Source organism: Scardovia inopinata JCM 12537 (assembly GCF_001042695.1).
GTDB lineage: Bacteria > Actinomycetota > Actinomycetes > Actinomycetales > Bifidobacteriaceae > Scardovia > Scardovia inopinata.
Genome location: NZ_AP012334.1, coordinates 448,290 through 469,026, shown reverse-complemented (window position 1 = coordinate 469,026; position 20,737 = coordinate 448,290). Strand labels below are relative to the sequence as shown.

Below are 20,737 nucleotides of genomic sequence, written 5' to 3'. Positions count from 1 at the left end.
GGAATTATCCTCTTCCTCTTCTGATAAAATGGGTGCTGCCCGCCGGTTTACGCGGGATCGGCTTGGAATTATCCTCTTCCTCTTCTGATAAAATGGCCATCCGAGCCCGAGACAACAGTGTCTGGCTTGGAATTATCCTCTTCCTCTTCTGATAAAATGGGGGTTTGCGAAAATCGTTGCAATAGAACGCTTGGAATTATCCTCTTCCTCTTCTGATAAAATGGCCCGTTGGGGGAATCCGTGGAAGTATCCGCTTGGAATTATCCTCTTCCTCTTCTGATAAAATGGAGCAATCCCTCAGAAGAGGAAGATTTCAAGCTTTTTTGTACTTTTTACGTTTAAAAAAGTACATACAGATCTGGGGTTTCATCAGTTTTTTCCTTCTTTAAATTAATATATCGGTCTGCACTAGACCACTGATGATCACTGATGTGAAGAATTCGCACCTTTCCTTGTGGCGGTAAATTCCTTTTTATAACTTTCACTGTGGTTCTGTTCCCAGATTGAGTTGGTGTATATCTTGCGTAAACGGAATATTGCACCATTGCATACCCTAAATCCAGAAGAATATTACGAAACTCAGTTGCAGCACGACGCTGTTTTTTTGTTTGAACTGGGAGATCAAACATTACAAGACACCACATTCCGCCACTATCCTCGTCTTTTTTCATTATTCTTCCTTAAACAGCGGAACTGGTAATTTGTCTAATTTCCCTTCCGCATAAAGACCATATTGTTGAGCGAAATCATTCAGGACACTTGGAATAGTGAATCCTGAACCATTAAACTGTCGATTCACTGACTCCACTAAGAAATGTTTCACTTCTTTATCCATGATTTCTTCCGCAGGGCTGAGACTAGCAACTTTTACATCTACTGTTGGGCGAAAAACCTCTATAAGGTCATCTACAAGGCAAAAATAATTTGCACCCGAATGATGATTAACACCAAGTGAAGGATTTAAACCTGCTGAAATTACCGCTTTAGTTGCAAAACCGCGAAGAACCATATACCCATAATCCAGCTGCGCATTCCTTCCTATGCCTTGTCCAGGAAGCCTGCGAAAGTCTTTCTCGCGTGGGAAGATACGTTTCCAATACTCTCTTGCTGCTCGTCCTTCAATATTTCCTGGATCTCCTGATCTGACAGAATTCCCTAATCCACGTAGAGTATTGCCGCCTTCTATAGAAAGGGCATCCAAACATGCCGCTTGACCTAGTATCTTATTCCGAACTATCCTTCCCCAAGCATTTTTCTGTCTAGGCACTGTCATAGACACCTGAGCTCTTTGACGAGAAGTTATCCTGGTGTGAGTCGTTGCCCAAGAATGCATAGCTGCAATAGGAACTCCTCGCCAATCACAGACCATAACGCAAACACCATTCTGTGCGCATTGGTGAAGTAAGCCAGCCGAGCAATTACAATGCAATCCTAAAAGGATAACTGCAATATCAGCAAGAGGTAATTTACTCAGCTGATATTCATCATCTACATCGAATCGATGGACAACCAAGCGCCCACGAACATATTTCAACTGCCCATCTAAGTTGGTACAATCTATAATCCGCCAGGCGCTTTGCATAATATCACCTCATTCTTTGGTTTCAGTGTCCTGCCATCTGTATGAAACAGGAAGCCCCGCATTAGTTTTCCATCTTGGTTCTCCAAAAGCATTACGTCGGAGTACTACAGGACTCTTCTTTGATATTACGTCCACAGACACTCTCCATCCAGTTTTAGAAAGAATATTCTTTATTGCTGCATTCTCCACTAGCTCACTTTTCATATTTTTCAAACCTTCACCAGCAAACATTGAAGGACGTAGACGGAGTTTAGCCTCATCGGGAAAACCATCAACAGTCCACCGATTAACGATTTGAGAATTGACTTTAGAATCTTCTTCAAATTTCTGGACAAATTCTCCTACCTGTCCACTTAGCCTTGAGCCGCCTTCATCATTACTTTTGTCACCTTTTAGATCAAGAACTAGCTCATCACCGACACAGAGATATCCAACATATTCAGCATTCCCAGAAAGAATAGCATGTACCACTTCTTTCTTAGCATACCGCATAGATACTGAAGATCTCTTGAGCGGATATGTAAATAAATCTTCATTCTTCGCGTGAAGCAAATCATGTTGATAAACACGAATCATACCAAAGAAAATTTTCTTCTTACCATTTTTCCCGACAGTCCAGCAACGATAGATGCGGGCATGATGGAAGGCTGTACCGAGTTCGGCTGACCCTCCTTGAATCGCTATTTGTGCAGCATTCGAATTGAAAAATGACACAAGGTCATCTCCGGAATACCTCTCCCCATTAACATTGATTTGGCGAGATGGATCAGCTGGCAACCCATCTTGTTCGCTGAAATCAGGGAGCGAAACCAGCGCCTCATATAAAGCTGGAGTCGAAGCGTGGTTAATATCTATGGCTGATATTTCATGCGATAATGGCAACTTTTTTAATGGATGAATAGTATCTTCATGTGCGGACCTATTCCCTAGTTGAAGCCTTTCCCACCGAACCACGGGAATTTTGTCGTAATCTAGTGCATTATTCATGTACTCTAATAAGGCATGCATTCGATCACTCCATGCTTGGTACTTGTTATATCCCGCAGTATTCTCTGTAGGATAATCTTTCCAGTTAACTTCATCATCTTCAATTCGAGCAGTAAGTCTTTGCGCCTGCCTAAGTTGGTTCCGCTCAGTGAGAATCCTGGCTATCCCAGGCTCCATCATTGCAATTACGCATGCATCAACCGCATGATGCCTGCGATCAAGACGTGTTTTGTATCTACCACCGATGAAATGAATATTTCCACCAAGCCCCGCAGCGTTACGTGCTTCTGCCGTAATACTACCCGGATAGACTACAACCTGGGTCCCGGATAAATTATCCTTATCATCGTTAATCGCTTTCTTAGAAGTCTCATATTGTTCATGGTTAAAGTACCAATCAATTCGTTTATACAATTCATCTGCCATCCAAGAGACAGATTCAATTGAACGATTATCAAGCGGCTCATCAGATGTTTTCTGTTTTAACCGCTCAATCATTGATTTCTTGAAATTGCGTTGAGCCTGCGGTGAATATTCGTTTTTTGTAAAATTGAAGAATCTAACTTGTTTTATAGCTTTGTCTAGAGATACGCCACGGTCCTTTGCTTCTTTTGTTTCTGCCCAGGAGGCGAAAGGAATATTGCTCTTCATTCTGTTGCACTCAGGGCAAACGGCTGCAAAGTTAGTTCTCGTGTTCGTCGATCCAGGCCCCTTTCGAGGAACAATATGATCCATTTCGCACGTTTTAAAGGTGATGTCTCTTCCACAATATAAACATTGCCCATTTTGCCTTTGAACTGCTTCCCAGCGCCTAATATCATATTCATGGACAGACTCTACACCAGCTTCTTCCAATTGTTTTACAATATCTCGCCTATATTCGGCTCTCTTATCACTTATTTTCTGGTGTTCAGTTGCTTGTTTTACTGATGTAAAACCGCTACGAGTATGCTCAATTGTAACGCGTCTTGGCTGGCCCCACCTATTCAAACAATTCATAAGATACCGGTTGGTAATTTTCAATACTCTGTCAACTGCCGGGTTCCCCAATGGCTCACCGATTGGTGGCTGAGGGGGCCTCCAGCTATTGTTAACATGGTATATTCTTTGCCGTGCAGAGAAAAGGTCATCACCTGTATTTAACATGTCTGCAGTCAGCTTATTCAGAGCCTCTTCAGAATAAGCTGCACGGCCACGAGGCAGAGCGATCTTATCTAATTTAGTTAGTTCCTCATCATCAAGTGAGTCAATAAAATCAAGAGCAGAAGCAAAATTCTCATCAACCTCATTGACTCTATCAATATCAACAGTGTTTGAAAGTAGTTTAATCATGCTTTCTCGAGAATCATCATCCGCTTTATCCCACCACTTAGTGAGTTTTTCAGCAAGAGTTCCTTCCGACAATCCATGTATCGCTAAACTTGTCTGAATCACAGGTGGCATGTTGGAAATACGTTCTCCACCCTCGAAGGTTTTCCCGATTCCAGCTAGTTGATACCTGCCAATATGCAAGACCTCTTCGCAGATATCTTCCCACGTTGGAAGGTGATTGTCATCTTGCACACGTAATAAATATGTATAAATGTCGTTAAGTTCTGTTGGGGAAAGCATACGCTCAGAACCAGTACCAGTTTTAATTCGTAGATTCGTAATTGTTGCTACAATTCGATATTTTTGAAATGCTAGCGATGCCTTTAATGCCCGCTTCTTTCCTGTTAAAGGATCCTTCCCAATCCTCTTCTCAGCTGATCCTTTTGGCGATTTAGCCTCAAAAACAGCCATAAGCAATTCTTGAGCCTCATCTCTGCCAATTTTCTGCATATCAAAAATACGCTGTAACTCATATGCATAGTCGGATTGCCTCATTCGTTGAGGAAGAATACCTACCGCATCTCTTCTATTCCCCCGAGGACCAGCTTTTCCTGTTCGAATTCTTGCTGCAGGCTGTCCGGAAAAATTATCAAGATAATCTCTGACTAATTGAGAAGGAGTAAAATTAGGCAGATCCTTTCCGTCATTAATTTGATCTTGTACCTTTTCTTTGAGATTCTTATATTCTTCGGAAAGATCTGAATCATCAATATTTAACAATGCTCGAACATTCTGGTAAGGATTTCTCCAACCTCTATGACGTGCAATATGCCTGATAGCAATGCCTATCATCATTCTGCGCTGTTCGTCATCATTGATGAAGCCGTCAGCCAGTTCCGCTCTGCATATCCAGGGGCCGTAAGGTTCTTCTAAAACCGGTTCCGTATCTGTGTATCCATACTTCTCCAGAATCTGTTCAAGACGGTCCAAGCGCTTTGCCCTTCTCCTCCTCATGCGCCGTGTTCTTCGAGCTATGCCAGAAATAGCTAAGCGTGTTCCCCTCACCTTCGCAGCATCCGGATCCACACCGCCATCGTGGATTACACTCATAGTATTCAGAATACGAATTGGTGCACCATCGTCATCAACTTCGATAGCTGCCAATCCGGTAGAATTCAAACCAACATCAATACCAATTCTATAAGAAATTTTCTTCTTAGCCATATTAGAATTATGGCGCTTTCCCAGAAACTATACAGTAAAAACATAAAAAAATTACACAATATCTCAACATCGATACAGGAATTAATAAGCCAAATCAGAACGGGGTGGAGAGAAATCTCCACCCCTGCAGAAACAAAGCTTCTGCGGAGAATTCAAAACGACAACCTCAATAAATGAGCATCGTTCTTACTTGGAATTATCCAAGTCAGTAGTGTACACCACTTTATTCAAAATTGCAAATGTAATTCTCTGCTAAACCGATACTTTAAGGTATCAAGCAAAAACTGATAATGTGACATTACAAATTTTGGAATATCAGCCGAAGAGCAGCTACAAAACAGACAAGCATAGAAGCCCGCGCGAGGAAAATAATCGGGTTAGAAAAGAAAGGAGGTGATTAGAACCCCCGCGCGGAGAGCGGACAGGGTGGGATTCGAACCCACGGAACTTGCGTTCGACGGTTTTCAAGACCGTTTCCTTCGACCGCTCGGACACCTGTCCCTAACGTGCACCAGGAGGCTCATACGTCCGTTCCCGTTGCACAAGTTTATATAATACCTCACCTGATAGTCAGATTTAGGAGTGCAACACGCAGAAGGCAGACAGAGGGTTGAGCAAAGTTAAGTTCAGGCTACATCTCAACTCACCCTCTAAAGCCTAAGCTTCCCAGGCAACAGGATCAATAACCTGTCGGCCGCCCATATAAGGACGCAAAGCAGCAGGAATCTCAATGGATCCGTCCGCCTGCTGATGATTCTCCAGAATAGCCACCAGCCAACGGGTCGTCGCTAAAGTACCATTCAGAGTTGATACCGGACGGGTAGAACCATCCTCAGTCCGCTCACGAATATTCAAACGACGGGCCTGGTACTCGGTGCAGTTGGAAGTGGATGTCAGCTCGCGATACCTTCCTTGAGTAGGTACCCAGGCCTCGCAATCGAACTTGCGGGCAGCTGAAGAACCCAAATCTCCGGCAGCGGTATCAATAATCCGGTAAGGAACCTCCACTTTTCCCAGCATCTCCTGCTCCATAGCCAGAAGATTCTGATGCTGAGCGTAAGAATCCTCCTGCCGGCAGTAAACAAACATCTCTACCTTATTAAACTGATGAACACGAATAATGCCCATCGTATCTTTGCCGGCGCTTCCGGCCTCCCGCCTGTAGCAGCTGGACCAGCCAGCATACCGCAAAGGTCCCTTGCTCAAATCCAGAATTTCATCTTCATGCATTCCAGCTAAAGCAACCTCAGATGTCCCTACTAAATACTGGTCATCGGGCTCACGAAGACGATAAATTTCATCAGCGTGAGAATTAAGAAAACCTGTACCAGCCATGATTTCGGGACGGACCAGGGTGGGAGTAGTCGTCATAATAAAACCATGAGCCTCTGCCTGGTCCACTCCCATGGTCAGCATGGCAAGCTCCAGACGGGCCACAGCCCCGCGCAGAAAATAGAAGCGAGATCCGGAAACCTTCACTCCCCTCTTCATATCAATTCCTGCAACGCCTTCGCCCAGCTCCAGATGATTCTTAGGATCAAAACCCTCGGCAGCAAAATCACGCAGCTGGCCAACCTTCTTCACCACCACGTAATCATCTTCCCCGCCTTCCGGGGCTTCCGGCTCAACAATGTTAGACAGCTTCCACATGGCGGCCGTGTATTCTTCGGTCGCCTTATCGGCGGCATCTTTGAAAGCCGACACCCGGGCAGACAACTCCTTGGTCCGGGCAATAATAGCCGGACGCTCCTCTGCGGAAGCAGCGGCAACAGTCTTACCAATCCGCTTCTGCTCAGCTCTGGTAGTCTCATACTGAGACAAGGAATCACGGCGCTGTTTATCAGCCTGCAGAACCTCATCAACCAGCTCCACCGATTCGCCTCGCTTACGCTGGGATTCCTTGACAATATCAGAATTTTCACGAATAAATTGAATATCAAGCATGTTTAACAGAATAGCGACCACAGGAGACGCTGGAAAAGCTGAGCTGTTGGACTTATACCCAAAATTTTACTAATAATTCCCATCCAAGCCCTATCGAGAAAAATTAAAGGAAAGATTTCGACATCTTCCAGAAAATTTGAACTACCATGCGCATAATATATAACTATGGATCAAGGGTGGATTATAGCCCTCAGCATTATCGGGGCCATCATAGCGATTGCTCTTATAGTATGCCTATTCATCCTTGCCCGCCGCAAACACCAAGTAATTCAAGCCGAACAGCGGTACGGAGATAAGGTCTCCTATGCTTTTATTATCAATCCTTCCAAACCTCAGGCTGAAGAAACCCGCTCATACATAAAAAAATACTGTTCTGATCATAATATTTCTGACACTATTTTTATTGATACTCAGCTTGATAAAGATGGAAACGCCTGTGCCAAGGAAGCTCTTTCCCTCGGGGCAGATGTGGTTATTGCCTGTGGAGGCGACGGGACCGTCCGTACTGTTGCCAGCGCAATGTCCGGCACTACACATGCTTTTGGCATTATCCCGATTGGAACTGGAAACCTTTTTGCCAGAAACATAGGAATTCCTGTAGATAATCTGGAAGCAGCCATGGCTATCGCCACTTCTCATGGTTCTCGCCGGGTAGATATGGGACGAATGGCCCTCCTGGATTCTGATGAGCCCGAGCATAAACACGGTTTCCTTATTATTGCAGGAGTTGGCTTTGACGCTCAGCTGATTGATGACACCGATCCGAATCTGAAGAAATCCATCAGCTGGTTTGCTTACTTTTGGGGTGCCTTAAAGCATCTTTTTGAAAGCCGTATTCATGGAACAGTCATTTTGACTGAGGCCGACGGCAGCATTCATCAAACCAGGGGAGAAACTTTCCGTACTCTCATGGCTGGCAATTGCGGAAAAATTCCTGGCTTCAGCCTGATGCCCGCAGCCCACTACGATGACGGTCTGCTTGATTTTGAGACAATTGATACTACCCATGGACTTTGGGGTTGGCTTAATCTGCTCATTGACGTCATCCATCAAACCATCACCCGTAAGGCCGAGCAAAGTCCGATTACACAGCGGTCAACAGTTAAGCAATATCAGGGAACCAGTGCAGAGGTCCTGTTGGACAAGCCAATCCTGGCCGAAGTGGATGGGGATATATTAGAGAAAACCCAGCACATTCGGTTTACCATTGATCACCAATCCCTGATCGTCAGGGCTCCTCAGACGGCTAGTGAAACTGCTGCCGGGACTAGAGCCAATTCAGGAATGGGAGCTGATACCAGTGCAAGGGCCGGGGCTGACGCCAAAAACGGAACTTCAAGGGAAGCCTCTGGAAAAGCTGGGAAGCCTGGGAAGACTTGGAAAACTGGGAAAACTGGGAAAACTGGTGTCGACGGAAAGACTGACATCGATTCAGATTCATCTGAAGCAGAAAAATCTGCACCCACTTCAGGATCGGCGGGGGCATCAGCTACGGCATCGTCTACAACACCATCATCTACCACACCATCTCCTACCTCATCTCCTACCTCAGCGTCACACTTGACCGGAGAGACTCCCATCCTCCTCATGTAAACGATCCTTTATAAAATAAATAATTAAACTCAACTGTGCAAGAATCAGACTAAGTATAATATCTTCTCAGCATGGCACAATAGGAGTATGGTTGCAACAAATGCGGGAATGCCCGCCACCGAAAAAGATCTCATTAATGTCACTGAGGTTTTGGATTCTTACTACAACCTCGTTCCTGATGTTTCTGTACCTGAGCAGCGAGTTGCTTTTGGTACCTCCGGGCACCGGGGATCAAGTCTGAAGACTTCCTTCAATGAAGCTCACATTGTAGTAATTTCTCAAGCCATCGCTGAATATCGCAAGAATGCCAAGGTCACCGGTCCGCTTTATCTGGGCCGTGACACCCACGCCCTAAGCCTGCCGGCATGGAAGACCGCCATCGAAGTCCTCGTTGCCAACGGAGTTCGCGTTCGCATTGATTCTCGCGATGATTACACCCCCACACCTACTGTTTCCCAGGCTATCCTAACCCACAATCGCGCCGCAGACGGCAGTCAGCGGTTCAGTGGGGATGACCTGGCAGACGGCATTGTGGTCACTCCATCCCATAATCCTCCAACAGACGGCGGCTTCAAGTATGACCCACCCACCGGCGGGCCTGCCCCGGCTGAGACAACCAATGCCATTGCTCAGCGCGCCAACGAGCTCCTCCCCAACTGGAAGAATGTGGCCCGTGTGCCATACAGCCAGGCCGTCACGTCCGATCTGGTTGAGCGCTTTGATTATCGCGAGCATTATGTGGACGATCTGAAAAACGTTATTGATCTTGATCTGATCAAGAGTTCCGGAGTCCGTTTGGGAATTGACCCCTTGGGTGGGGCTTCGGTGAACTATTGGGAACTGATCAACGAGAAATACGGCCTCAATATTGGCCTAGTAAACCCGAAAGTTGACCCGCAGTGGTCCTTCATGACCATCGATCACGATGGAAAGATTCGCATGGATCCCAGTTCTCCCTATGCCATGAAGGGACTGGTAGACAGGCTCAATGCCGGCGCATGGGATCAGTACGACCTGGTAGGCGGTACCGACCCAGATGCTGATCGGCACGGAATTGTTTGCCCTGGCAGCGGTGTGATGAACCCGAACCATTATATTGCTGTCTGCGTGGAATACCTCTTTGGCGGTAATAGGCCCGGCTGGCCGGAAGGCTCAGGCATTGGCAAGACTCTGGTCTCCTCTTCCCTAATTGACCGCGTTGCCGCTTCTATTAACGCAAAGCTGGTGGAAGTTCCCGTTGGCTTCAAATGGTTCGTGGATCCGCTCTTTAACGGCGAAGTCGGTTTTGGCGGCGAAGAAAGCTCTGGAATGAGCTTCCTGCGTTTCGACGGCCGTGTATGGACAACTGACAAAGACGGCATTATTCCCGATCTTCTCGCGGCAGAGATAACGGCCAAGACCGGTAAGACCCCTGCTCAGCTTCATGATGAGCAGGTTGCACGTTTCGGACAGAGCTGGTACAAGCGGGTTGACACCCCTACCACCCTGGAGCAGAAGCAAAAGTTTGCCAGCCTGACCCCTGATTCCGTGACCGACACCACCCTCGGTGGTGAGGCCATTGAGCAGAAGATGACTGAGGCTCCCGGCAATGGTGCTCCCATTGGAGGAATTAAGGTAACAACCAAGAATAATTGGTTCGCTGCCCGTCCCTCTGGCACGGAGAACATCTACAAGGTATACGCAGAATCCTTCATTTCAGAAGAAACTCTGGACAAGGTTCTCGATGAGGCAACAGCTGTTGTCAACAAGGCCTTAGCCGACTAAGTCAACTAAGCTGACTAGCAACAAGCCAGATTAGACTCTGGAGTATTGCGCCACTAGTGCTAAAGCACTGCGGGAAAGCAGCCTCCAGACAATATTAATATATTAATATTTAAGAGCCCTGTTATTTGGTACAATGAATCAACGTATAGTGCACCAATAACAGGGCTCTTTCTTTTGAAGAGAGCCAATTTTCGTTGGGTTCATTCTTCCAGAATTCTAGTTCACGAGAACCCATTTCATTATTCATTTAGAATTTGTTGAAAATAGGATTGTTTTATGTATGGAAATACATAAAACAAAACCTTTATAAGGGTCGAGCAACCACTGATTTTAGATTATAGAAAACTACCCTTCACCCAACTGCATTGTCTCTAAATAAAAAGGTTGGAATTACGTCACTTTCTTTTTTTCCCTGTGCAGTTGGGTGAAGGATAGTTTATATGAAACCGGTTGGAACAGACTTCAGCACCACTAACTTATATTCCAATAACAGAAATTATGCATAAGGAGAAGCAATTGATAAAAAGATGAAGAGAAACTAGGAAATAGGTAAATTGTAACCCAAAAGTAACTAAACACAAAGTAAAGAGGAAGGGAAACAAGAAGGAAATAGAAAGGAAAATCTCTGGCTGGATGCCTCATCCAGCCAGAGATAGTAAGAATTCAGAGTTTGCGAACTCAAAATTCCGAGTTATTGAATAAAGAATTCGAAGTTATTGAATTAGGAACTCCGAGTTATTCAACGTTATTCAACTCCAAATTACTGAACTGTGAAATCCCAAAATTAATCCTCGTCGAAAGGATCGAAGTCGCGGCGAATACGGCGGCGGGGACGGGCCGTTCTTTCCTCACGACCTTGACGATACTCGTTATAAGCATCTTCATCGGCATAGCGGTCAGAACGACGGCTGTGAGAACCCCAGTCGGACCTGTCATACCTATCGCCACGGTCAGAACGGTCGGAACGATCAGAACGGTCGGAACGATCAGACCTATCGTCCCGATCATCACGGCGGGGACGGCGAGAACGATAATCACGGTCGTCATCCTCATACCGGGAATTATGGCGGTCAGAACGGTCGTCATCGTCATAACGACGGAAACGGGAAGAACGATCAAAGCGATCGTCATCTCCTGCTTCATCTCTACGGTCGTAACGGCTGCCTCGGTCGGCGCGGTCGGAACGATCATTCCGGTCAGAACGGTCGGCGCGGTCGGAACGATCATTCCGGTCAGAACGGTCGGCGCGGTCGGAACGATCAGAACGGTCATGACGGCGGTTATGAGAAGACCGGTCGGCGCGGTCGGAACGATCTCCACGATCGGACCGGTCGCCGCGATCACTACGATCATCACGGTCTCCGCGGTCATACCTATCTCCACGGTTGCCCCTGTCAGAATGGCCAAAACCACGGCCAGCCCCAGAACGGGAGTTGTTTTCCTGATCTTCGAATCCAGGAATTGCCAGAGAAATCTTACCCTTGTCATCCACGCCCTGAACAACTACCTCAACGGTGTCGCCTTCGCGCAAAACATCTTCCACAGCATCAATACGATCACCGTTAGCCAGGTTGCGAATCTGTGAAATATGCAGAAGTCCGTCGGTTCCGGGAGTCAGGTTGACGAAGGCACCAAAGCTAGTGGTTTTCACAACCTTGCCCTGATACTTCTCCCCTTCTTCAGGAATATGAGGATTAGCAATTTGATCAATCAACTTGCGGGCTTCTTCAGCGGCATTACCGCCTTCGGATGCAATGTACACAGTACCATCATCCTCAATGGTGACTTCAGCACCGGTCTTTTCCTGGATTTCGTTAATCATCTTGCCCTTAGGCCCAATGATTTCGCCAATCTTATCCACAGGAACAGTCATGCTGATAATCCGAGGAGCATAGGGGCTCATCTCGTTAACACCATCAATGCACTCGTTGATGACTTCAAGAATAGTGGTTCTGGCCTCATAAGCCTGACGCAGAGCAGCAGCCAAAATATCAGCAGGAATACCATCAAGCTTAGTGTCGAGCTGAAGGGCAGTAATAAATTCCGATGTTCCAGCTACCTTGAAGTCCATATCACCAAAGGCATCTTCGGCACCTAGAATATCAGTCAAAGTTTTGTAGACCATCTGGCCATTGACTTCACCGGAAACCAGCCCCATAGCAATGCCGGCAACCGGAGCTTTCAGGGGAACACCAGCATCCAGAAGGGACATAGTAGAAGCGCAGACCGATCCCATAGAAGTGGAACCATTGGAGCCAATGGCTTCAGACACCTGCCGGATAGCATAGGGGAACTTCTCCCGAGAAGGGAGAACCGGGATCAGAGCCCGCTCAGCCAGGGCTCCATGCCCCACCTCACGGCGCTTGGGAGAGCCCACGCGGCCGGTTTCTCCGGTGCTGTAGGGAGGCATCTCATAATTATGCATATACCGCTTGGTGCTAGGACCGGACAGAGCATCAGTTGTCTGCTCCATCTTCAGCATATTCAGGGTAGTCACGCCCAGGATCTGAGTTTCTCCACGCTGGAAGAGGGCAGACCCGTGAACACGGGGAACTACATCCACTTCAGCAGAGAGGGTCCTGATGTCACGCAGACCACGGCCATCGATTCGGTAATCTTCGGTCAGGATGCGGGTACGGACAATCTGGCGCTGCAATTCCTTGAAGGCATTGCCAATTTCTTTTTCTTTCTCAGCATCGTCCATATCGGTGAACTCCGCAGCCAGAGTGTCAACAACACCCTGCTTAATCTGGGCAATCCGGTCTTGGCGGGGAAGCTTCTCGGCAATAGAGAGGGCATCATTCAGGTCGCTGTGGGCAATCTGATCAATTCGATTGTAAAGATCCTCAGTGTATTCAGGGAAGAGGGGGAAGTCCTTAGTTTCCTTGGCAGCTGCCTTCTTCAGCTCATTCTGAGCCTCGCAGATGGTCTTGATGAAAGGCTTTGCAGCCTCAAGACCGCCGGCAACAACAACCTCATCCGGCTTGGTCATGCCTTCATCATAAATGAGCTTCCATGCGTTCTTACCGGCTCCGGCCTCAATCATAGCTATAGCTACGTCTCCATTGTCGAGCACCCGACCAGCAACAACCAGTTCAAAAACAGCCCGTTCGCGCTCAGACCACCGAGGGAAGGCTACCCACTGATCATCAATCAGAGCCAAGCGGACGCCGGAAACCGGACCTTCAAAAGGTAGCCCGGAAATCATGGTGGATGCCGAAGCGGCATTCATAGCAATCATGTCATAAGAATCATCAGGGCTGATGGACAAAACTGTTTCCACAACCTGGACCTCATTACGCAGAGTGTGAGGGAACAGAGGCCGCAGAGGACGATCAATAATGCGGCAGGCCAGAATAGCCTCGTTGGATGGGCGGCCTTCCCGGCGGAAGAAAGACCCGGGAATCTTCCCGGCTGCATACATTTTTTCTTCAACATCAACAGTCAGAGGAAAGAAATCGAAATTCTCCTTAGGACTGCTTCCAGCCGTAGTCGTTGACAGAATCATGGAATCATCATCAAGATAAGCGGCAACTGCCCCATCCGCCTGCTGGGCGAGACGACCTGTCTCAAAGCGCAGAACGCGCTTGCCAAAATCGCCGTTATCAATAACGGCTTCTACTGCTTTAATATCGGGACCCTCCATGGGTTCCTCCTTTATTTTTTCTTCATACCTAGTCGCAAGACCCTCTTGCGAATCATCATTTTTATCTGTTGCGTATCCGCTCCTGCGCCCCCCTACGTTTAGGAATTAGCTGGAAACTGACACGACTTTCTTATTTCTTTATATTTATTTATATTTATTTTCTGCGTATCTTTGCGTATCTTTATCTGTGTGCATGTATCTTTGCCATCTTTGCTGCCCCGTCCGACTTCCTCTGTTTGATTTTTTCCTGCTTAATTTTCGCTTCGCGTTATTATCCGTTGATATCAAACAGTGAGGGAAAGCAGAAAGCTTATGCAAAAGAGCCCAGGCGACAACCTGGGCGAAAGATTTTTAGTGACGCAAGCCAAGGCGCTCAATCAGAGAACGATAACGATTAATATCCTTATCCTTCAAATAATTCAGCATCCGGCTGCGTTCACCAACCATAAGGAGCAAACCACGGTTAGAATGATTGTCGTGCTTGTGCTGCTTCATATGACCAGTCAGATTGTTAATACGTGCGGTGAGCAGTGCAACCTGGACTTCGGGAGAACCAGTGTCACCCTCATGAGTCGCGTATTCGGAAATGATCGACTGCTTTTCTTCATTACTCAGTGCCATACCGGCCTCCTGTCTTGTTGCGCGGTGCCCTGGCCCGATGCCAAAGCGCTCTCTATCCGCGGGCGATACTCACGCCAATTGGAAACTATAACACTTCGGCAAGAAAAGCCAGGACAGACCAGGACTAAGCCTGTTCAGACTGACTGGGAGAAGAAGGCGCAGTAGGATTATGAGCTTCTGCAGCCAGGAGTTCCTTAATCTCAGACAGGAGCTGGGTCTGTTGGGCCTCATTGTCGAGCTCTTCTTCCTCGTCATCGGCCTTGTTGCGGTTAAGCAAAGCTGTGAATTTATTCATGGGAACTACAATGCAGAAGTAGACAACCAGGGCGATAATCAGGAAGTTGATAATGGCCCCGATGAAGGCACCAAACTTAATGGTGGAACCATTAAGAGTCACATTCCAGACTTTGCTCATGTTGGGCATCTTAAAGATGGCAGCAATCAGGGGGTTGATGATACTCGTAACCAGAGAGGTGACGATGGCAGTGACGGCGGAACCCATAACAAAGGCAACAGCCATTTCAACCATATTTCCGCGGGCAATGAATTCTCTGAATCCTTTAAACATATTTTTCCTTCCAAGAAGTATATAAATAAGAACGTTTTTATTCTACGGGTATAGCAAGATACAGAAGATAAAAAGGTTCTTGATGCCAGATTTATTGTTTCCTCTCTTAAAATGGACAGTTAAAAATGTACAGTTTATTAAAGAAATCGGGGAAATCCCTAAGTCGGGATAAACATGTTCACGAACCCGCCTAAATAAGTCAGAATCATAACCAGAACTTCCACCAGGAAAAAGCTGAGCAGGGCCATCCAACTGCGGGTAAGAATATTGAGAGATGATGTTTTCTTTACAGACACCAGAACCAGCAAGTAGGCGATCAGGAAGAGGGCTAGGCCGATGCCGGAAGAAAAAACACCCACATTAAGGGCATTAGCATAACCAGCAGCCGATCCATAAACGACCTGAGTGCCATACCAAAAACTGGTTTTAACCAGGCCCAATCCGCAGAGAAATTGCTGGGAAGAGAAGAGAAGAAGAGCAATTAAGCCCCACAGGATCCGTTTGGAATCCATGATTACCATGCCCAAAGCCATAAAAACCATGGTGGTGACCGCCCAGGAAAGGAAGGCCATACTTCGGGGATCATAGGGAGCTAGAAGGGACATCAATTCCTTCGTGTGATTCAGGGCCAAACTGCGTCCCCAACCGTAGGGAAGAGTTGCTGCCAGAATAGTGAGAAGCAAAAAGACAACAAAGCGGGAAGGGTGAGAGCGGCTGCGCTGCACATCAGCAACGGAAATATGCGATTCCTCGGCTGACTCTACCAGCTCGTCCTTCACCGACTGGCTGGCTGCTATCGCCTTTTTTTCTGCCATAGCTCATAGCTTAGCAGGGTAAGAGAATTTGACACTTCATGCGACAGGCAGGGAAGGGTTAATTCCATGACTTATGTATAATGTGGTAAGGCTGCTTGATCAGTCTTACCGCGAGCGTAGCTCAATGGTAGAGCCTCAGTCTTCCAAACTGATTACGCGGGTTCGATTCCCGTCGCTCGCTCCCGCGGTTTTCGCATAGGTCATAATATATAAGGCATAACATATAGGGTCAAGCACGAGGTATCGGATGACGAATTCTGACAGGAGCACCAGCATCCGCCCTTTTCCGGTTCATCACTCCCCCGCTGCCACGATTGCCCTTGTCCTCCGCTGGATCCTTGCCGGACTGGTCTGCCTCTGGCTGGCTTTTTGTACCGCAGTTGGGCCCATTTACCGGGCAAACCATTCCATCCTTACCTTTGCCGTCGGTAACTGGCTGATTCTTATCTTTTCCTTCGCCATCTATCTGTCACTGCTTGCTTCCCTGGTAGATCTCAGCCGTCCCCATTCTCGTCTTAAGACGGTTAGCAAACTCTTGGCCGCCCGGGCGAAAAAGCTGAAAAAACCAGTATTAACACGGTTAAAAGGGATGCGATGGATACAACAGATACAATCTAAGCTGACCGTGCATGCGAAAAAATCCACCAGCCGGAAGAATCCACCCGCACTAAGTCTGATCAAAAAAATAACCTCCTCCTGGCGGCCCTGGATCATCACTCACACCCAGTATTCCTGGCAAATTGCCTGTATAGTGGGTTTTTTCTGGCTCATTTTTTTGGCCCTGGTCCCCACGATTTTTGGGGCCGATGCCCTCTCTCAATGGAATGAAGCGAAACGGTGGATTGCCTACCTGAACGGCAGTCGGCCTGACTATATGGAATCGTTCAATGTGGTGGATGTCTACCCCATTGCCCACTACTTATGGCCTACAACGTCGACTTATTTGACTAACCAGCATAACGTTGTTCTCACGATTATTACCGGCAGCCTGCTGGAACTATCCAACCAATGGACAGGTTCGCTGGACCTGGGTTTTATCTTCCTTTCCCTTCTGCAGGCAGCCTTTGCCCTTTTCTGCGTCAGCGTTACCATGGCCAGATTCTTCCGTTTTGCTCGTCCTTCCCGAATTTACCAGGATTCTTCCCACCTGGAGCGGAATTCTACAGCAGGACCGTGGCCCCGGCTGATTATCATCGTATTCTTTTCCTTTAATCCCCTGGTTGTTTTCAGCATGCCAGCCCTGACCAAGTCTCCTCTTTTTGCTTTCGCTTTTCTCTGGTGGTTCGGCCTCTGGTTTGAAATTTTCGCTTCCCCCCACACCAGCAAAATTTCCCGCCGCCGCACTGCCGGCCTCTTCCTCAGCAGCCTGATTATGCTGATATCAGCGAAATATGCCCTCTATATTCTGGCAATCCAGATTATTCTGGTTTTGCTCAGCGACAGAAGCCGGTGGAGAACCTGGCTGGCAGGGCTGGTCCTTCCCCTGCTGATTTTCCAGGTAGGGCTGAATGTGGCAGTTGGCACTGGAGCTATTATAAACGGAGATCCAATTGAAAGCCGTGGAGTTCAAGTCCAGCAAATCGCCAGGGTGATGAAGCTGGATCCCCTGAATATCTCCCCCAAAACAAAGCGCCAACTCCAACCTATTTTCAACCTTTATGCCATGGGAAATACATATTTCCCCGATGATGCCGACAGGGTCAAATCTTCCGGCGGAGACCCAAAAATTGAAACATACAAGTGGGAAACAGTAACAGCCAAGGATATGTCTCACTTAAATGAAGCCTGGCTTGATTTGGGCAAACGGAATCCAGTAATTTATCTGGATGCTTTTCTGGCTAAAATTTATGGGTATTTTGATATTTCCGATCCCCCTTATGTATCTGCTGCTTATTATGTGAAAACCCCACAGATTGACACGCGGACTTCATGGATCCGCTACTGGCTGCCCGGTATTCGGGAATATATCAAAGACAGCTCGTTGAGGGCATCATCCAAGCCGGTTATTGGCCAACTCATGCACGGAAATTTTTATGTGATTATATGTCTGATGATCATCTGTGCTGAATTTATTCTCCGACGCTGGACCTATCTCCTGCGGCATTTTCCCCTTCTTCTGCTGATGGGGGTTATGGTTTTATCTCCGGCCAATAATTTTGACCGGCACATGCTTCCTTTAGCTTTTGTTTGTCTTTTTATGATAATAACTTTTATCCGTGAGTCCCGCAGGCATATTTCTCGCAGTCGCCGGGCCCTGCCTCAGTAAGTTCCCAAGCTGCTCCCAATTTATTCGTTCAGCTTGCACCAGCTCACCCTGTGATAAGAAGTTGGCCCCAAATCTTTTATTGCCCGTCTGTGCTGGGCTGTCCCATACCCTTTATTGCGCGCCCAGCCATATGGTTCCCATTGAGGATTTTTATCAGCCAATCGAATCATATAACGATCCCTGGTTACCTTAGCCATGACAGAAGCAGCAGCTACGCTGGCGCAGGTCTGGTCCCCTTTCACCACAGTCGTCACCGACAGTCTGAAAGCGAAGCGGGAACGAATCTGGTCAGGCAGAAGAATAGATTGAAGTATAGGACTGATGTAATCGTAAGGCCCATCCAAGATCAGGGAGGCAGGAAGCTGGCTCAGGCCTCGGGCCTCCCGGCTGCTGTGATCATCGGTGTCTTCAGTCTCCTCAGACGCATCTACAGCCTCAGAAGAAGAGCCACTGATTGTCTGTCCTATCTGATCCAGGGCCCGAACTGCTGCCAATCCCAAGGCGCTAATAATTCCTACCTGATCTATTTCCTTATTCGAGGCAGATCCCACAGCCCAGGTATCAGACCAGGAAGCAAGAGGATCGTAGAGAGCTTCCCGCTTCTTTTCAGTCAGCAGCTTGGAATCCTTCAAACCACTGGGTATAGAAGCAGTCATGGCTGATTCGTAGTCGGATTCATAATCAAATTTGTGCTCAGATGCATAATCAGGCGGGCGCAGATCCGGCAGGCGGAAAGCACATGCCCCAACCATAACAGGCCCAGCCAGACAGCCACGACCGACTTCATCGCAGCCAATAATCCACTGGGGATTATCCGGACCGGCAGCCAGAGCGGCTTCAACTCGCCAATGAGGACACATCTGGCGGCTGGATTTCCCCGATCCGATAATTTTGGCGGATTTAGCAGATGCGCCAGATGCGTCAGATGCGCCAGATGCGTCAGATGCGCCAGATGCGTTACACACCAGCAAAAACCCCAGTCTCCGACGTCAGGGTCTTCCATTGGGACAAGGGCCATACCACAGCCACAGCCACAGCGGCAACGGCAGAAATGGGGACCAGCCCATTGTTGCCGTCATCGGTGTGGAAACGGGAATCAGCAGAGTTAGAGCGATTATCTCCCATAACAAAAATGTTCCCAGCAGTTACTGTTACCCGAAAGGCCACATCGCTGGGGTTGACCCCGGTTTTTAGATAAGGTTCTTTGATCGGATGTCCATTGACCATAATGGGGTAACCGCTTCCCTTGCAGGAAACCGTATCACCAGGCAGGCCAATGATCCTTTTGATCAGATAGCCCTGACCAGTCTTATCTCCAGTAATCTTTTGGGTCAGCGCTCCCAAAAACCCCTGAGATTGAGAACTCTCAGCCGACGACAGCCAGTTGCGGGTATCGCGGAAGACAATCACATACCCCCTTTTCAGGGATGATTCCTTGCGCATCAGCTTATTGGCAAGAACATGAGAGCCGACAGGCAAAGTATCGGCCATGGAAGCAGAAGGAATAATATACTGAGTCACTACAAACAAACGCAGAGAAACCACAATGACTCCTATAATCAGAATCATGACAAGAGTTTCCACAAAACTCCGGATTGCAGCCCTGCGCTGCGCTGCCCTCTTGCCATATTGAGGAATGATGTAGCCGCCCCGGTGAGAATTCGCATGAGAATCATAATTCCGGGAAAAGGCCTGCCGGGGGGTTCTCTGGTTCTGATCTGCTGAAGAGCTGGTATTTTTATGCTCCATGCTCATCCTCCCGGATTCATAGGCCTGCTATCAAGGGTATAAAATTATTCACTGCTATTTACTAATGCTAATAAAGAAATTGGCTTATAAATTTATTAAAAAGTCCCAAGAATAGTTATTCCTGGGACTCGGTAAATTGCCAGTAGTTGCCGCTAGTTACCATTGAAGGAATTAAGCAGCTTTCTGACTGTTATCACGACGTTCCACAATACGTGCAGCCTTACCACGCAGCTTGCGCAGATAATAAAGCTTAGCACGGCGAACCCGACCGCGGCGCATCAATTCGATGGAATCAATGGACGGGGAATGGACGGGGAACCGACGTTCAACACCTACGCCAAAGCTGACCTTGCGGACAACAAAAGTCTCGCGCAGACCGGCACCGTTGCGGGCGATGACCACTCCCTGGAAGGCCTGAAGACGAGTGTTGTTGCCTTCCTGAATCTTGACGTTCACCTTAACGGTATCGCCAGAGCGGAAAGCGGGGATGCTGTCTGCATCCTTGAGCTGAGCAGCTTCAAACTGTTCTACAGCATTCATAATTATCCTCCATCGCCGCCGCATGCCAGCGCATGATAGAAAACGACTGCCCACAGGTTTGCCTACAGGCAGGTGCACCAATCCGCTGTCAGCCATGGATTCCTCCCGGCTGACCAGCTGGACCTGA

At 47.7% G+C, this 20,737-nt stretch carries 13 protein-coding genes, 2 tRNA genes, 1 pseudogene and 1 CRISPR repeat array (1 of these 17 running past the window's edge); of the genes and pseudogenes, 4 read left to right on the top strand and 12 right to left on the bottom strand.

Features of this window, described 5'->3' with window-relative positions; all coding sequences use genetic code 11:
• Window positions 1–288: a CRISPR direct-repeat array (repeat unit 36 nt; unit sequence GCTTGGAATTATCCTCTTCCTCTTCTGATAAAATGG); it reaches 1,605 nt to the left of the window's first position.
• Between the two features lie 50 nt (window positions 289–338).
• The 5 genes from cas2 to serS form a co-directional block, all read right to left on the bottom strand.
• The gene (cas2, locus tag SCIP_RS01825) at window positions 339–671 is read right to left on the bottom strand and encodes a CRISPR-associated endonuclease Cas2 (protein WP_006292811.1); all 333 of its coding nucleotides are present in this window, start codon (window positions 669–671) and stop codon (window positions 339–341) included.
• A complete protein-coding gene (cas1, locus tag SCIP_RS01820; protein ID WP_040590468.1) occupies window positions 671–1,582 on the bottom strand; it encodes a type II CRISPR-associated endonuclease Cas1 in 912 nt (303 codons plus the stop codon). Before cas1 ends, cas2 begins: the two co-directional genes overlap by 1 nt.
• A gap of 9 nt (window positions 1,583–1,591) precedes the next feature.
• Window positions 1,592–5,104, bottom strand: a complete 3,513-nt coding sequence (cas9, locus tag SCIP_RS01815) for a type II CRISPR RNA-guided endonuclease Cas9 (RefSeq protein ID WP_040590465.1) — start codon at window positions 5,102–5,104, stop codon at window positions 1,592–1,594.
• A gap of 418 nt (window positions 5,105–5,522) precedes the next feature.
• Window positions 5,523–5,605: transfer RNA gene (locus tag SCIP_RS01810), tRNA-Ser, on the bottom strand.
• Window positions 5,606–5,761: 156 nt separating this feature from the next.
• Window positions 5,762–7,048 (bottom strand): serine--tRNA ligase, encoded by a 1,287-nt coding sequence (serS, locus tag SCIP_RS01805; RefSeq protein ID WP_006292808.1) that lies wholly within the window; start codon window positions 7,046–7,048, stop codon window positions 5,762–5,764.
• Window positions 7,049–7,213: 165 nt separating this feature from the next.
• On the opposite strand from serS, the pseudogene SCIP_RS01800 reads away from it, so the two are divergent.
• Window positions 7,214–8,362: pseudogene (locus SCIP_RS01800) on the top strand (diacylglycerol/lipid kinase family protein); the annotation flags it as partial.
• Window positions 8,363–8,728: 366 nt separating this feature from the next.
• Window positions 8,729–10,405: a phosphoglucomutase (alpha-D-glucose-1,6-bisphosphate-dependent) gene (gene pgm / locus SCIP_RS01795; protein WP_040590462.1), complete on the top strand. Its 1,677-nt coding sequence runs from the start codon at window positions 8,729–8,731 to the stop codon at window positions 10,403–10,405.
• A gap of 784 nt (window positions 10,406–11,189) precedes the next feature.
• On the opposite strand, the gene SCIP_RS01790 is transcribed toward pgm, so the two are convergent.
• The 4 genes from SCIP_RS01790 to SCIP_RS01775 form a co-directional block, all read right to left on the bottom strand.
• Window positions 11,190–14,051 (bottom strand): polyribonucleotide nucleotidyltransferase, encoded by a 2,862-nt coding sequence (locus SCIP_RS01790; protein ID WP_006292805.1) that lies wholly within the window; start codon window positions 14,049–14,051, stop codon window positions 11,190–11,192.
• A 351-nt stretch (window positions 14,052–14,402) separates the two neighbouring features.
• The gene (gene rpsO, locus SCIP_RS01785) at window positions 14,403–14,672 is read right to left on the bottom strand and encodes a 30S ribosomal protein S15 (RefSeq protein WP_006292804.1); all 270 of its coding nucleotides are present in this window, start codon (window positions 14,670–14,672) and stop codon (window positions 14,403–14,405) included.
• A 124-nt stretch (window positions 14,673–14,796) separates the two neighbouring features.
• Complete coding sequence (mscL, locus tag SCIP_RS01780) at window positions 14,797–15,240, bottom strand: large conductance mechanosensitive channel protein MscL (protein ID WP_006292803.1); 444 nt, start codon at window positions 15,238–15,240, stop codon at window positions 14,797–14,799.
• Between the two features lie 158 nt (window positions 15,241–15,398).
• Entirely contained in the window at window positions 15,399–16,055 is a 657-nt protein-coding gene (locus tag SCIP_RS01775; protein WP_006292802.1) for a hypothetical protein, read from the bottom strand.
• Between the two features lie 110 nt (window positions 16,056–16,165).
• On the opposite strand from SCIP_RS01775, the gene SCIP_RS01770 reads away from it, so the two are divergent.
• Together SCIP_RS01770 and SCIP_RS01765 are read left to right on the top strand one after the other, a co-directional pair.
• Window positions 16,166–16,236, top strand: a tRNA-Gly gene (locus SCIP_RS01770).
• A 66-nt stretch (window positions 16,237–16,302) separates the two neighbouring features.
• Complete coding sequence (locus SCIP_RS01765; protein WP_006292801.1) at window positions 16,303–18,321, top strand: DUF6020 family protein; 2,019 nt, start codon at window positions 16,303–16,305, stop codon at window positions 18,319–18,321.
• A gap of 20 nt (window positions 18,322–18,341) precedes the next feature.
• Here the strand turns inward: SCIP_RS01765 and SCIP_RS01760 are convergent, their stop codons facing one another.
• From SCIP_RS01760 to rplS, 3 genes are all read right to left on the bottom strand, one after another.
• Window positions 18,342–19,181, bottom strand: coding sequence for a ribonuclease HII (locus SCIP_RS01760; RefSeq protein ID WP_006292800.1), 840 nt, complete (start codon window positions 19,179–19,181; stop codon window positions 18,342–18,344).
• A 97-nt stretch (window positions 19,182–19,278) separates the two neighbouring features.
• Window positions 19,279–20,070 carry a signal peptidase I gene (gene lepB, locus SCIP_RS01755; protein WP_231287954.1) on the bottom strand — a complete coding sequence of 264 codons (792 nt, stop codon included), beginning with the start codon at window positions 20,068–20,070 and terminating at the stop codon, window positions 19,279–19,281.
• A gap of 171 nt (window positions 20,071–20,241) precedes the next feature.
• A complete protein-coding gene (rplS, locus tag SCIP_RS01750) occupies window positions 20,242–20,613 on the bottom strand; it encodes a 50S ribosomal protein L19 (RefSeq protein ID WP_040590925.1) in 372 nt (123 codons plus the stop codon).
• Between the last annotated feature and the right edge of the window lie 124 nt (window positions 20,614–20,737).